Annotated in this window: 12 protein-coding genes; 3 read left to right on the forward strand and 9 right to left on the reverse strand. The window is 44.0% G+C overall.

The window, feature by feature from the left end:
• Positions 1–27: 27 nt before the first annotated feature.
• Positions 28–1,797 carry an SH3 domain-containing protein gene (locus tag NYE63_RS20040; RefSeq protein ID WP_342602427.1) on the forward strand — a complete coding sequence of 590 codons (1,770 nt, stop codon included), beginning with the start codon at positions 28–30 and terminating at the stop codon, positions 1,795–1,797.
• A gap of 74 nt (positions 1,798–1,871) precedes the next feature.
• Here NYE63_RS20040 and dtd read toward each other — a convergent pair whose 3' ends face one another.
• The 6 genes from dtd to NYE63_RS20070 form a co-directional block, all read right to left on the reverse strand.
• Entirely contained in the window at positions 1,872–2,315 is a 444-nt protein-coding gene (gene dtd, locus NYE63_RS20045; protein WP_342602428.1) for a D-aminoacyl-tRNA deacylase, read from the reverse strand.
• Between the two features lie 15 nt (positions 2,316–2,330).
• The gene (locus tag NYE63_RS20050; protein WP_342602429.1) at positions 2,331–4,529 is read right to left on the reverse strand and encodes a bifunctional (p)ppGpp synthetase/guanosine-3',5'-bis(diphosphate) 3'-pyrophosphohydrolase; all 2,199 of its coding nucleotides are present in this window, start codon (positions 4,527–4,529) and stop codon (positions 2,331–2,333) included.
• A gap of 316 nt (positions 4,530–4,845) precedes the next feature.
• Positions 4,846–5,358 (reverse strand): adenine phosphoribosyltransferase, encoded by a 513-nt coding sequence (locus NYE63_RS20055; protein WP_061464220.1) that lies wholly within the window; start codon positions 5,356–5,358, stop codon positions 4,846–4,848.
• Positions 5,349–7,724, reverse strand: coding sequence for a single-stranded-DNA-specific exonuclease RecJ (gene recJ / locus NYE63_RS20060; protein WP_342602430.1), 2,376 nt, complete (start codon positions 7,722–7,724; stop codon positions 5,349–5,351). The genes NYE63_RS20055 and recJ overlap by 10 nt, the downstream gene beginning before the upstream one ends.
• Positions 7,725–7,870: 146 nt before the next feature.
• Positions 7,871–10,132: a protein translocase subunit SecDF gene (gene secDF, locus NYE63_RS20065; protein ID WP_342602431.1), complete on the reverse strand. Its 2,262-nt coding sequence runs from the start codon at positions 10,130–10,132 to the stop codon at positions 7,871–7,873.
• A 197-nt stretch (positions 10,133–10,329) separates the two neighbouring features.
• Positions 10,330–10,635: a post-transcriptional regulator gene (locus NYE63_RS20070; RefSeq protein WP_063232895.1), complete on the reverse strand. Its 306-nt coding sequence runs from the start codon at positions 10,633–10,635 to the stop codon at positions 10,330–10,332.
• Positions 10,636–10,805: 170 nt separating this feature from the next.
• Here NYE63_RS20070 and spoVB point away from each other — a divergent pair, with 170 nt between their 5' ends.
• The gene (spoVB, locus tag NYE63_RS20075) at positions 10,806–12,368 is read left to right on the forward strand and encodes a stage V sporulation protein B (protein ID WP_101222766.1); all 1,563 of its coding nucleotides are present in this window, start codon (positions 10,806–10,808) and stop codon (positions 12,366–12,368) included.
• Positions 12,369–12,396: 28 nt separating this feature from the next.
• Here the strand turns inward: spoVB and NYE63_RS20080 are convergent, their stop codons facing one another.
• The gene (locus NYE63_RS20080) at positions 12,397–13,053 is read right to left on the reverse strand and encodes a DUF421 domain-containing protein (RefSeq protein WP_342602432.1); all 657 of its coding nucleotides are present in this window, start codon (positions 13,051–13,053) and stop codon (positions 12,397–12,399) included.
• Between the two features lie 193 nt (positions 13,054–13,246).
• Here NYE63_RS20080 and NYE63_RS20085 point away from each other — a divergent pair, with 193 nt between their 5' ends.
• Complete coding sequence (locus NYE63_RS20085) at positions 13,247–13,618, forward strand: TIGR04086 family membrane protein (RefSeq protein WP_174524159.1); 372 nt, start codon at positions 13,247–13,249, stop codon at positions 13,616–13,618.
• 45 nt (positions 13,619–13,663) lie between these two features.
• Here the strand turns inward: NYE63_RS20085 and yajC are convergent, their stop codons facing one another.
• Both yajC and tgt read right to left on the reverse strand, forming a co-directional pair.
• Positions 13,664–13,948 (reverse strand): preprotein translocase subunit YajC, encoded by a 285-nt coding sequence (yajC, locus tag NYE63_RS20090; protein WP_342602433.1) that lies wholly within the window; start codon positions 13,946–13,948, stop codon positions 13,664–13,666.
• Between the two features lie 42 nt (positions 13,949–13,990).
• Entirely contained in the window at positions 13,991–15,130 is a 1,140-nt protein-coding gene (gene tgt / locus NYE63_RS20095) for a tRNA guanosine(34) transglycosylase Tgt (protein WP_251428974.1), read from the reverse strand.
• Positions 15,131–15,135 lie beyond the last annotated feature (5 nt).

The following is a 15,135-nucleotide window of genomic DNA, read 5'->3' on the forward strand; positions in this document are numbered from 1 at the left end:
ATAGACATTAAAAGGGAGAGACAACTTATGAAGAAGAAATCGGGTTTATTCGGCCTGACACTGATGCTGATATTATCAGCGATTTTCCCCATCAATCACGCTTTTGGAAAAGATGAAGGGGAAAATATCGTGACAACCCAAGTGGTCAATGTCCGAGAAGGTGCAGGTCTCAGTTTCCCTATCGTAAAAAAACTGGCAAAAGGGGAATCGTATCCCATCCTGGATGAAAATGGCGACTGGATCGAAATCCGGATTGGCTCCGGCAAAACGGGATGGGTTGCCAATTGGTTAGTGGAGAGACAAACGGGGTCTGATACCAATCAGGTCAAAAAGGAATCCGGACAAGGTATGATAACAGGAAGCTCGGTCCGCGTCCGTACAGGTCCCGGCACTACATTTCAAACGGTTGGGTCCTTAAGTAAAGGAACGGCTGTTGACATCATTGAAAAGAATGAAAATTGGATAAAGGTCAAAATGGCGGATATCGAAGGCTGGGTTTCTTCTGACTACCTTAAACTTCCCGCCGCATCAGGAAATGCAGCGAAGAAAGATTCAACTAAGAAAAAAGAAACGAATCAATCCGTAAAAACCGGAGTAACTTTGGTGGACCGGCTCAATGTTCGTTCGGAACCATCGAAAAGCAGTGCCACGCTCGGAAAGCTGAATAAAAATACGTCAGTGACCGTTTACAGGGTTGAAAATGAATGGGCTGAAATTGATTTCCAAGGAGTCCGCGGTTGGGTAGCTGAACCTTACATACAAGTAAGCGAAGATAAAGATGATATAAAAAATACGCCGGCAGGCGCCACTGCAAGGGTGACCGCTACGGGTTTAAATGTCAGGAAAGAAGCCTCTCTCTCAAGCAAGGTCATCGGTTCGGTGAACAAGGATGAGACTTACGCCGTGCTGCAAACAAAGGGAAATATGACACAGATAAAGCTCTCCAGTTCAAAAAAGGGCTGGGTCGTGAGTTGGTACCTGGAAAAAGAGAATGTTGAACAAACGACGAAGGAAAAAAAGGTTGATGCAAAAGGAAACAAGATTACCATCATTCATGATGGTACGATCCTTAGAAGTGAGCCTGATGGCAACTCGGAGATTGTAGAGCAGGCCAATGCAGGTGAAACGTTCTCCGCATCAGGTATGGAAGGCGACTGGTATTCCATTAAACTAAAGAGCGGAAAAACAGCTTATGTGGCCGGATGGATCGTGACGATCGAAGGGAATTCAGAGCAGATCCAACGACCTGGCGTCGAGAAATACTTAAAGGATAAAACCATTGTGATCGATCCCGGCCATGGCGGCAGGGACAGCGGTACAATCGGCGTCGGAGGAACACTTGAGAAAAACCTGACGATGCGGACGGCAGAATTGCTGCGGGACAAACTTCAGGCGGCAGGAGCTAAAGTGATCCTGACCAGAAGCGGGAATACCTATGTTCCGCTCCCTTCCCGGGTCAGCACTTCACATATACATAACGCGGATGCTTTCATCAGCCTCCATTATGATAGCACCAAGGACCAGATCACCAGTGGGATAACCACATACTACTATCATGACTACCAGCATGCATTGGCGGCAACACTGGCCAATTCACTCGGTTCGACCATGCAGGTGCCCAATCGCGGATCACGATACGGGAATTTTCATGTTACCCGTGAAAATAAACGGGTAGCTACACTTATTGAACTAGGTTATTTAAGTAATCCAGTGGAAGAATTAACGTTAACATCGAATGAGTATCAAGAAAAAGTCACATCGGCCATCTATAATGGATTGGCGCGGTATTTTAAATAAGAACTAGAAAAGCCAGCTTCGCATCGAAGCTGGCTTTTCTAGTTTTTCCCAAACAAAAAACCTGCCGGAGCAGGTCACTTTTTGCTTTCAAGTATTAATGTAACGGGACCGTCATTAGTAAGCTGAACATCCATCATGGCACCGAATTGACCTGTTTCCGTATGGACGCCTTTCTTGCGGAGTTCCTCGTTAAATACTTCATATAATTCATTCGCCTCTTCTGGACGGGCGGCGTCCATGAAGTTGGGTCGACGGCCTTTACGGCAATCGCCGTATAAGGTGAATTGTGAAACTGATAAAATCGAACCTCCCACATCCAATAGTGAATGGTTCATCTTTTCATTTTCATCTTCAAATATTCTTAGATTGACAATCTTATCGGCCAAATAGGCGGCGTCATCGATGGTATCCCCATGGGTGATACCAACCAACAGGACGAGACCGCTGTCGATTTGCCCGATTATTTGGTCTGCGACAACGACTTTTGCCGCTTTGGAACGTTGTAAAACAACACGCATGGCAATAAAAACTCCTTAGTTCATTATCCTTCTGACGGAATAAACATCTGAAATTTGTTTTATGCGGTCGACGACCTTTTGTAAATGGGCAATGTTATGAATATAAATCGACATGTGAATGGTCGCCACCTTATTCCTGTCGGATTTACCCGAGACCGCTGAAATGTTGGTCTTGGTTTCATTGACGGCTTGCAGCACTTCGTTTAATAAGCCGCGACGGTCATAGCCGCTGATTTCAATTTCAACGATGTATTCCTTGCGTTCGTTAATCGTACTTTCCCATTCAACCGGTACAAGGCGATGATCGGCATCCCCGCTATCCAGGTTCGGACAATCTTGTCTATGAACTGAAACTCCACGGCCTTTGGTTATATAACCAACGATTTCGTCCCCTGGAACTGGGTTGCAACAGCGTGATAAACGGATAAGCAGGTTATCAATCCCCGGTACCTGTACGCCTGAGTCACGTTTTTTAGATGTATTGGAGAAGGTTTTCAGATCGGCTACCGCTTCAGAAATATCTGCTTCTTGCTCGACCATCTTCTGCTTACGCCATTTTTCGGTAAGGCGGTTAGCTACCTGAAGGGCTGTTATTCCGTTATATCCGACTGCTGCATACATATCCTCTTCATTCAGGAAGTTGAATTTATCCGCAACACGCCTGATATTCTCGGCAGCCAGGATTTCCTTCAGGTCGAACTCCATATCCTTGATTTCCTTTTCAACAAGCTCTTTGCCTTTTTCGATATTTTCTTCCCGGCGCTGCTTCTTGAAAAATTGGCGGATTTTATTTTTCGCTTGAGATGTTTGCGTTAGCTTAAGCCAATCCTGACTTGGACCATATGAATGCTTCGATGTTAAGATTTCTATGATGTCGCCAGTTTTCAGTTTATAATCCAGCGGTACCATTTTCCCGTTCACTTTGGAACCAATCGTTTTATTTCCGATTTCCGAGTGAATCCGGTAAGCGAAATCAATCGGGTTGGATCCTGATGGCAGTTCGATGACATCGCCTTTTGGAGTGAAAATGAATACCATATCAGAAAAAAGATCTATTTTAAGGGATTCCATGAATTCCTCGGCATTAGTCGCATCATCCTGGAATTCAAGAATTTCCCGGAACCATGTCAATTTTTCTTCCAGTGAAGGCTGTTCACCGACATCTTTTCCCTCTTTATAAGCCCAGTGCGCGGCAACCCCGAACTCGGCAATGCGATGCATATCGGAAGTACGGATCTGCACTTCCAGCGGATCGCCTTTCGGTCCGATCACCGTCGTATGGAGCGATTGATACATATTTGGCTTCGGCATCGCGATATAGTCTTTGAATCGGCCAGGCATCGGCTTCCAGCATGTATGGATGATCCCTAAAACGGCATAGCAATCTTTTATGCTATTGACGACGATCCGAACTGCAAGCAAATCATAAATTTCGCTGAACTGCTTATTCTGCAAAGCCATTTTGCGATAAATGCTGTATATATGTTTCGGCCTGCCGGATAGGTCAGCCTTAATGTTGACTTCCTCAACGTTTTTACGCACTTCATCAATGACTTCTTCTAGATAGTTTTCACGTTCTGCACGCTTTTTCTTCATCAGGTTGACGATTCGGTAATATTGCTGAGGATTCAGATACCTTAGTGCAGTATCTTCAAGTTCCCATTTAATCGTGCTGATACCAAGACGATGAGCAAGCGGTGCGAAGATTTCCAACGTCTCGTTCGATATCCTTCTCTGCTTTTCCTGCGGCAGATGCTTCAAGGTCCGCATATTATGCAGTCTGTCCGCAAGCTTGATCAAGATGACCCGTATATCCTGAGCCATCGCCACGAACATTTTCCGATGGTTTTCCGCCTGTTGCTCCTGCTGTGATTTATACTTGATTTTCCCTAACTTGGTCACGCCATCCACAAGCATGGCGACTTCAGGACTGAAATTTTCTTCAATATCCTTCAGAGTGATCTCCGTGTCTTCAACAACATCATGTAAAAAACCTGCCGCAATGGTTGCAGGGTCCATTTCAAGATCAGCCAAAATGCCCGCCACTTGAATCGGATGAATAATATACGGCTCTCCCGATTTACGGAATTGTTCTCGGTGAGCAAACTCCGCATACTTAAACGCTCTATGAATAAATTCAGCTTCTTCCGGCTGAAGATATAAGCTGGCCCGTTCTACAACCTGCTCGGCAGTCAATATTTGATCATTAGCCATTTAATCACCTTAACCCCACTTTAACTGCCACCGGATATCATCCGGATTGAGTATGATTGGTAGCACTTCCCTTTATTCTGCAAAACGTGACAATTTTTGCGAAAAAAAATAAATCCGCTTAAACGGATACAAGTGCAAATAAACTTATTAGCAGAAAAACTCTTTATTATTACTATTATCGAAAAAAAAGGCAAGGATGTAAAGAGTAAAACGTGTATTTTATTAAGAATAGTGCATTTTTTCACTGGAAATTCGACAAAATCCAGTTAAAACGAGTAAAACAGAAAGAGCACCCTAGTCAGAGTGCTCTTCTTTATTAAAAGCTCATTAATGTCAAAACATCATAGCCGTCTAATTTATCTTTTCCATCCAAGTCAGTCAATTCAATAAGGAATGCAATCCCGGCTACAATTCCGCCTAGCTGTTCAACCAATTTGATTGTCGCTTCGATTGTTCCCCCGGTAGCAAGCAAATCATCCGTAATCAGGATACGCTGTCCCGGTTTAATGGCATCTTTATGGATTGTCAATACATCCTTGCCATATTCTAATCCATATTCTACTTTTATCGTTTCACGTGGAAGTTTTCCTTCTTTTCTCACTGGCGCAAAGCCCACTTCCAATGAGTATGCGACTGGACATCCGATAATGAATCCGCGTGCTTCCGGCCCGACCACCAAGTCGATATTTTTATCGCGAGCGTACTCGACGATTTGGTCTGTTGCGTATTTATAAGCTGCGCCGTTATCCATTAATGTTGTAATATCTTTGAAGACAATACCCGGTTTTGGCCAGTCTTGCACAATTGTTACATATTGCTTTAAATCCATTGCTTTGTTTCCTCCTCAAGGTCTGTTGCCTCATGAACTAAATAATGATTGAACCAATCGAATAATTGCTGATAGGAAGAATAAACAAGCTCTTGTTCAAGCTCAAATTGCTCTTTCTTTCTTGTATACGATTCAGATTCACTGAGATCGCGTTTTTTCGCATTGGTTGTGAGCATAATTAACCCATTCTCTATTGTAACAAAATCAAGCTCAAAAAACACCTTAGAAATGAAATCCACGGTATCTCTAGACCAGCCGCGATATTTGGCTAGGTTATCACCATATCTTTTCACGTCGAGCGGCCCCTTTTTGGCAAGGAAGGCATAAAACCATTTAAAATGATCCCTTGTTGGCATCGTACTTAAGAAATGGTCCTGTTCATGGGAAAGGTGAGCGTAGATACGCGAAGGGTTCTTATTGGCAATCACCCGTTTCAAATATTCTCTGGACGGCGGCATGTCCATTAATACCAAATGACCTTCGAAGCAGTCGAGCTGCTCTGCATCCAGTTCATTCTTGATATGAACGAGATCTGGATGGTTTTGCAAAAATGGATATCTGCTATAAATACCTTCCGAGAAAATGACGATCTTCCGGGTTTGTACAGGAATTTCGGCAAGCCACTTCTCTGCCTGTCCCTTGCCGCGGTAATCGAATAACTGCCAATGGTTTACCGAGACATCCTGGACAAAGATCTGGGGCTTTTTCATATTATTCCATTCATTGATGGAAAGCTCACCAATAACCGAGACTTCAGCGTGCGGAGCTATTTCATCGACAAAATGACCGAGACCGAAGCCCACACCGTCAAGTTTGTGATTTTCACCATCTTCCAGCTGGACCTTCAAGTGATTTTGGTTGGCACCAATTTTGCGGACACTTGAAAGCTGGACGGAATCTATCAAAATCTTCGGCTTAGGATTCGTAACCCCAAATGGCGCCAGCAAGCTCATTTCCTGAATCGTTTGAATGGAAATTTCTGCTAAAGTCGTTGCTCCGTCCAAGTTTGTAATGGGTTTGAAGTCCTCTTCATTCAGTTGTTCCTTCGCAATCAAGTTCATGCGGTCCCTAAGCTCCTGAACATCTTCAATTTTCAATGTCATTCCAGCAGCCATCGGATGTCCACCGAAATGAGGCAGCATTTCACGGCAGGCGGAAAGACTTTGAAAAAGATCGAAACCGGCGATGCTCCGAGCAGAACCTTTAGCTAATCCCTTTTCCCGGTCATAGCTCAATACAATCGTGGGCCGGTAAAAGCGTTCAACAAGTTTAGAGGCCACAATCCCCACAACTCCGGCGTTCCAGCCTTCCCTTCCGATGATGAGCACGCCATTGGACTCCGGAGGGAAGTTTTCCTCGACTTCAGCAATCGCTTCTTCCGCCATTGCTGCAACCATTTCCTGCCGCTCTTTATTGATATCATTGATTTCATTGGCAAGTTCCGTTGCTTCTTCCAGGTTTGTGGACATCAATAAATCCACAGCGGGGTCGGCATCTCCAAGGCGCCCGACAGCATTGATCCGCGGTGCCATCGCAAAGCCGATCGATTCTTCATTCAATGCTTCCTGCTGAACATTCGCCACTTTCATTAAGGCAACAAGTCCCGGGCGGCGCGTCAAACGTAACTGCTCGATGCCTTTCGCAGCAATGACACGGTTTTCCCCTTGTAAAGGCACTAAATCCGCTATCGTGCCGATTGCCGCTATTTCAAGCAAATCCTCAGGCAATTCCCCAAGCAGGGCGTGTGCCAGCTTAAATGCAACCCCTACTCCGGCAAGGTCTTTAAATGGATAGGAACTGTCCTCAAGTTTAGGATGGATGATTGCCAATGCCTCAGGCAGTTCCGGTCCCGGTTCATGGTGGTCGGTCAAAATATAATCCATGCCAAGCTCGCCGGCAAGTTTCGCTTCATCGACTGCAGAAATTCCGGTATCAACGGTTATTAATACCTTCACCCCTTGCTCAGCTGCAAGGCGGAATGCCATCGGATTCGGACCATATCCTTCTGTAAACCGATTCGGGATATAAAAATCAACATCGGCACCCAATCTCGTCAGCGCCGTCATCATCACTGTGGTCGATGTCACGCCATCCGCATCATAATCACCGAATATACGTATTTTTTCTCCATTTTGAATGGCTTCTCTTATTCTATATACCGCTTTATCCATATCCTTCAATAAAAATGGATCATGAAAAGTTTGATTTTTTACAAATAAAAATGATCGGGCACTTTCAATCGTATCCAAGCCTCGATTCACAAGCAGGGCTGCAACCAAAGGTGTGATATGAAGCTCTTCAGCTAGTACAGCAACTTTGTTTTCATCGGCAGTTCGTAAGTTCCACCGGGTTTTTGGCTTTAACATTTATTCACCCCTCAACTTACTCATTATACAAAACGAATATACCAGATTCAATTTTATTTTAAACTCATAATTGGCTGTAATTCCCTATTCAATAAACTAGGTTCAACAAAAAGAAGGCTGGCATCATGCCAGCCCTCTCTCACCTTTTAAACTTGTCCTTCAAGACTTTGTTTCTTTTCTTTTGCGGTATTCAGCGGACCTTTCTTCTTCAATTCCCTGATTTTCAGATCAAGCCAGAATTGGGAAGCGATCAATAGCGATGAATACACGCCGCATATTAAACCGATAAACAGCGCAATGGAGAAGTTACGGATAGCTTCACTACCGAAGATCATCAACCCGATAACCGTAATGAGAACGGTCAGAACCGTGTTAATGGATCTCGTCAAAGTTTGCCTGATACTGATGTTCACAATGTTCTCAAGTTCTTCGACGGTTTTGATTTTACGGCTGAAGCGCAGGTTTTCACGAATACGGTCAAAGGTTACGATCGTATCATTGATCGAATAACCGACGATCGTCAGAACCGCAGCAATGAAGGTGATATCCACTTCGAGCCTGAGTAAGCTAAAAATCGTGATGATGAAGAATGCATCATGTATAAGCGCGACCACGGCAGGAACAGCCATTCGCCATTCAAATCGTATCGATACATACAAAATGATCCCGATTGATGCAATCGCTAACGCAAACATGGCATTTTTCGCAAGCTCTTTTCCTACAGTCGGTGATACGGTGCTCACATTCGGTTCTGCTCCGTAATCCTCCTTGAAATGGTCCTTCAATTCAGCGATTTCCTGTTTATCGAGGACACCGACTGTCCGAACGACAGCATTTTTATTTTCTTTTCCAGCGAGCCTGACATCCTTGATATCCTTCTCATCAATACCGACCTTGCCCATTTCGGTTTTGACTTGCTGAGTCGTCAAGACATCTTTGGACGCAATCTCGATTCGGGTACCGCTCGTGAAATCAATCCCTAGATTCAATCTGAAGACGAGCAGGAAAATGATCCCGATAATGGTGACACCGATTGAAATGCCATAAAAGACTTTCCGATGTTTGACGAAATCGATTTTATCAAAGCGTGTTGGCAATGACATTAAATCAATTTTCTCGGATAAATCGTGAATGTATTTCTTCTTCACGCCAAACCATGTTGTACGTTTGTCAAGGAACCCGCTATTCACCCACAGGCTCATGAAGAGGCGTGTACCATAGACGGCTGTTATGAAACTCATTAAAATCGAAATGATCAAAGTGGTGGCAAACCCTTTAACCGAGCTTGTTCCATAATAGAACAGAACGGCTGCAGCAAGTAAGGTCGTTAAGTTCGCATCCGTAATTGTAGAAAGTGAATTTTTCGTACCTTCTTTATATGCCGCTTTAACAGATCTACCGAGTTTCAATTCATCCCTGATTCGCTCGTAGGTTATGATATTGGCGTCGACAGCCATTCCGACCCCGAGTACCAATGCCGCAATACCAGGCAGCGTAAGGACCGCATTCATCCAATCGAACACTAATAGCGTCAAGAAAATGTATATGCTTAAAGTGACGACTGCAATGAATCCCGGGAAGCGGTAATACACAAGCATGAAGATAAAAACAAGTGCAATTCCGATGATTCCCGCAAAAATAGTATCATTCAGTGCACCTGCACCAAACTGGGCACCTACAGAAGTGGAATACTTTTCTTTTAAATCTACAGGCAAGGCACCTGCATTCAGAAGGGCTGCAAGCTCTTTCGCTTCTTCAACCGTGAATTGACCGGTAATATACACCTTCTTCGTATTGAAAACCTCACTTACAGCTGGTGCGGATATCATATTGTCCTGTGAGGCTGTATCCTTAATGGAATCTTTTCCTTCCTCGAAATCCAGCCAGATTGCAAGTACATTAGTCGGACTTTCCATCGAGGATATTTTTTGGGTGATATTCTTAAACTTATTTACATCTTTCAATGTGACTTCGACAACCGGTTTATTATCTTGGAACGTTTGTTTCGCGCCGCCTTCTTTCAGGTCGGCACCGGTCATCATTTCCTTATCGTTGTAGTCACGGAAAGATAATTTTGCTTGTGTCGAGAGAATCTCACGAGCATTGTTTTGGTCTTTGACTCCAGCCAATTGAACGCGGATCCGGTCTTTCCCTTCGATTTGAATGTTAGGTTCGCTAACGCCCAAAACATTGACACGCCGCTCAAGTGAGCTTACTGTAGCCCGTAAAACATCCGGGGTGATCTTTTCCCCAGACAGAGGTTTTACTTCATACAACACTTCAAAACCGCCTTGAAGATCAAGACCCAGCTTGATATCCTTTAGGATTCCTTTTGAAGTCGTCCCCATCGCTGCGAAAATCAATAGTGCGATTAGAAAAAACGCAACGATCCTGCTTCTTTTTACCATTATGTAGTAGGCCCCTTTCTATAATACGCCTGTTCCTGAAGTTAAAAAAACTGTCATTTTTAGTTTATATGATTACTGCATACCCTTTGTTTCTTGAGAAAAAAAGACACAGCTTCCCATGCTTTTTCCAAAAAAAGCATAACCATATCTATTATGAGACATATACAAACAGCTGTCAATTTTAGTATATCTTTGCATCATTCTTTCAAAAGTTCCTTCAGTTCCTCTTCAGAAAGCGGCTCAAATAGGTTTGGTGATTTATAAGCTTCGACCATTTGGAAGGTCATAAACTGGTTGCTTGAAAATGTCACGATATCTGCGACAAGTTCATGAAGGTGAATGTTTTCCTGCGGACGCTTCCATTTATTTTTGGTTAAGGTTCCCCATATGTCTTCCTCTGTTACGGCATTCAATCCGATCATTTGAAATTCCTCACGCTTGCTCTTCAAAAATGGACGTACCTTTAAATAATACCTTTGATAGGGATGATTCTTTTTTACCATCACTTTGCCTCCAGTAAAAATGATTCTCAAATGAATGCGCATTTTCTTAGAAGGATTTCGATCATTTGTAAGAACGCAAACAAACACTTTTGTCATGCTTTGTCCAAGTACAAGCATATAGATAATTGTATAGCATAACCGCTTTTTTGAGAAGGCAGGGAGGGAGTTCAATGTCCAAATTTTTAAAAGGGACGCTGATTTTATTAATCGCAAGCCTGATTACAAGGGTTCTTGGTTTCATTAACCGCATTGTCATCGCCCGCTTCATCGGCGAAGAAGGCGTTGGTTTATATATGATGGCTTTACCGACCCTCTTTCTCGTCGTGAACATAACCCAGTTAGGCCTGCCAATCGCCATTTCGAAATACGTGGCTGAGGCCAATGCCAGAGGCGATGAGCGGAAAATCAAGAAAATCCTTGTCGTCTCTTTGGCCTGCACCTTTACTCTATCGATGATTTTCACTCCTGCTATGCTGCTTTTCGCACCGGCTCTCTCAGAATACCTATTCACTGACAAACGGACGGTATGGCCTCTAATGGCGATTGCCCCTATCGTACCGATCATCGCCATTTCATCCGTACTGCGAGGTTATTTCCAAGGCAAGCAAAATATGAAACCCTTCGCTTTCTCACAAGTTATCGAACAGGTGGCCCGAATCACTTTCATAGCCGTCCTGACGAAGGCCTTTTTGCCATATGGAATCGAATATGCTGCAGCTGGGGCGATGTTCGCATCGATTATCGGTGAGCTTGTATCTCTCATCTACTTATTGACCAGCTTTAAATTAAAGAAACATTTTAAGTTCAGAAAGGGTTTCTTCAAGAATGTCAAATCCGGAAAAGGAACGTTCACCGAATTGATGGGGATTGCCCTTCCTTCCACCGGGAGCAGGATGATTGGATCGGTTTCGTGGTTTTTCGAACCGATAGTGGTCGCCCAGAGTTTGGCACTTGCCGGAGTCACCGCGGCCGCAGCCACAAGTCAATACGGGGAGTTAACAGGGTACGCCTTGCCTTTACTCATGCTTCCTTCCTTCGTTACATCTTCATTGGCGACGGCACTTGTCCCGGCAGTGAGTGAAGCCCGTACGACCGGAAACTTTTCACTCGTTGAACACAGGCTTCAGCAGGCCCTGAAAATCACCTTCATCACAGGCTGTTTAGCTATCGTCATTCTGTTCATCTTTGCCGAACCGATTTTACAAGTCATGTATGGCTCTTCGCATGCTGCTGTTTTCATTAAATTCCTGGCACCTTTTTTCATCCTTTATTACTTTCAATATCCGCTGCAATCCATGCTGCAAGCACTGGATCTTGCAAAGGCCGCAATGTTCAACAGCCTGGCTGGGAACATCCTTAAAATCGGTGTGATCTGGCTGCTGGCGTCCAAGGAAAGTTTCGGGATCATGGGAGCCGCAATCGGGATAGCTGTCGGTACGATGCTCGTTACCTTCCTGCATTTTTCAACCGTGCTGAAGGTCGTCCCTTTCACGCTTCATTTCCGCAGCTATATGTCAGCATTGGTCCTTGCTTTAATTTCCGGATGGGGCGGTTATTATCTTTATCAATTCCCGCTCTCCTCACAGCCTCTGGGCATACGGCTTTTGCTTTCCGTGACGGTCGTTATCCTGCTGTTCACATTTTTCCTGCTCATGACCGGCAGCATAAAAAAAGCGGATCTGATCAGGATTCCTGTAGTGGGCGGTTTTTTATCAAAATTCGCTTGGAAATAAAATGAACCGAAGCATTAAAAGGCTTCGGTCATTTCTTCGTTTCATTTTTATCAATGTAAAATTGGCCATCTATGTACCCGCAAATCGAAATCTCTTTAATATTCGTTTCTCCCAATTTTTTCAACTGGTGCCGGAGCCAAAAATGATTTTTCCCAATTTTATCAAGATTTTCTTCCTGTATCTCTCCGTCGACAATTAGCGGGAATGGAACCTGACTTTCCGACCTTTCTTCGTCGCATTTTTTAATCACTGAGAGCCTTCCTGAAGTTTCAAGGATGGCAAATTGAACTTCGTTTAAATCAATAATTCCTTGTTCACGAAGCTGGGTCAATAAGTCATCAAAATTATATCGTTGTCTGCGCATTGCTTTTTCATCTATTTTCCCCTGATTAATGATGATCTGCGGCTTACCGTCCATGAAATAGCGAAGTTTGACACTTTTCAATGAGGCAAATGCCAATGTAATTTGGAGGATCGCGAGGACAAACATTGGGATAGTCTGTCGGATAAACGGTTTTTCCAAATCTTCAAAGGATAGCACAGCAATGTCCCCTATCATGATGGATACCACTAAATCAAGAACGCTCAGTTCCCCAACTTCCCGCTTACCCATCATTCGAAAAAGGAACCAGATGACTAGATAGATTACCGTCGTTCGAAAAATAATCCCTATATAGATATCCACTTCAATAACACTTCCTTCATCCATAGCATGGCTTGGGAACTGAAAAATTACTCCATAATCTTTGCTAATTTTGCGGGAAGCTTCTTAAACCTGGTCTAAAGGTTAGATACGGGGAATATGCTTGTACAAACACATAAACAGGCTAAACGTATCAGCCTTTTAAAAAGGAGGAATACCCATCGAAACTAAAAAAATGAGTGTCGCCGTAATTTATGGCGTAGGCTCCATCTTTGCCATAGCGATGATTGCAAGTTTAATCGTTTCCATCCTTCTTCGTTTTACTTCACTGACGGAATCATCCCTGACATACGTGATCATGATCGTGTCCTTTTTATCGCTGTTCATTGGTGGATTCATTTCAGGCGGCAAAGGGAAAAAGCAAGGATTATTCTTGGGCGGAAGCACTGGGCTGCTTTATCTGTTGGTCGTGTTCCTTTTTCAATATTTAGGTCACGATGCACTTTTCACCATCAAGCAATGGATATACTATGGCTGTTTCGTGATTACGGCCATGATGGGCGGCGTACTTGGGGTCAACATGAGTTCCGACTCCCGCACCGATTAAAAAACACAGCAAAAAACCGGGCACATGGCCCGGTTTTCGTTTGTCTTATAGAGTTGCTTCTTTATTTGGTGCGCTTTCAGTAATTTCACGGATTGCAGCACGGTCAAAAGTTAGTTTTGAACCGTCTGATGATTTAATGACGATTTGCAGTTCATCGATTGCATCGATTGTTCCGTGCATGCCGCCGATAGTCGCAACCTTATCACCTTTTTTCAAGCTGCTTTGCATGTTTCGCGTAGCTTTTTGGCGTTTTTGCTGAGGGCGGATCAATAAGAAATAGAACAATACGAACATTAAAATCAACGGAAGTATTTGTGTTAAAGAACCCATTTTGTATATTCACTCCTTTCGTTCATTAAAATATTTATGGAATTAGAAGTTTCTCGCATTTGGTTCATTGAAACCATACTGCTCAAAAAACTCTTCCCTAAAGTCTCCAAGACGATCTTCTCGAATAGCTTGTCTGACCTGTTCCATCAAGTTTAACAGAAAATGAAGATTATGGTAAGTCGTAAGACGAATCCCAAAGGTTTCTTCACATTTAATCAAATGGCGGATATATGCCCGGCTATAATTCTTGCAAACATGGCAATCGCAATTTTCATCGATTGGACCGAAATCGCGTGCATACTTCGCATTTTTCACAACCAGCCGCCCATTGCTCGTCATGAGCGTACCATTACGCGCAATTCGCGTCGGCAGTACACAGTCAAACATATCGACACCGCGGAGTGCCCCATCGATCAATGAGTCCGGTGAACCGACCCCCATCAGATAACGCGGTTTGTCAGTTGGCAGCAGCGGACTTGTAAATTCAAGGACGCGGTTCATGATATCCTTCGGTTCCCCTACGGATAGTCCTCCAATAGCATAACCCGGGAAGTCAAGGGAGACAAGGTCTTTTGCACTTTGTTTGCGAAGATTTTCAAACTCCCCGCCTTGAACGATTCCGAACAGCCCTTGGTCATTTGGACGCTCATGTGCATTTAAACAGCGTTCCGCCCAGCGCGATGTCCGTTCAACCGACTTCTTCATATACTCTTCAGTCGCCGGAAATGGCGGACATTCATCAAATGCCATCATAATATCAGAGCCAAGCGCATTTTGTATTTCCATCGCTTTTTCCGGAGATAAAAATAATTTATCGCCATTCAGATGGTTCCTGAAATGTACGCCCTCTTCTTCAATTTTGCGGAACTCGCTTAAACTGAAGACTTGAAAACCGCCTGAGTCGGTCAAAATCGCCCGATCCCAGTTCATGAACTTATGCAATCCGCCAGCTTCCTTGATGATTTCATGCCCCGGGCGCAGCCATAGGTGGTATGTATTGCTCAGGATGATACCTGCCCCCATTTGTTTCAAATCTTCCGGGGACATCGTTTTGACAGTAGCCATCGTTCCAACCGGCATAAATGCCGGCGTTTCAAAAGAACCATGCGGCGTATGGACCCGGCCTAGCCGTGCCCCTGTCTGTTTACATGTTTTGATTAACTCATATCGTATTGCAGTCAACGCAA

Origin of the sequence: Peribacillus sp. FSL E2-0159 (genome assembly GCF_038643155.1) — a bacterium.
GTDB lineage: Bacteria > Bacillota > Bacilli > Bacillales > DSM-1321 > Peribacillus > Peribacillus simplex.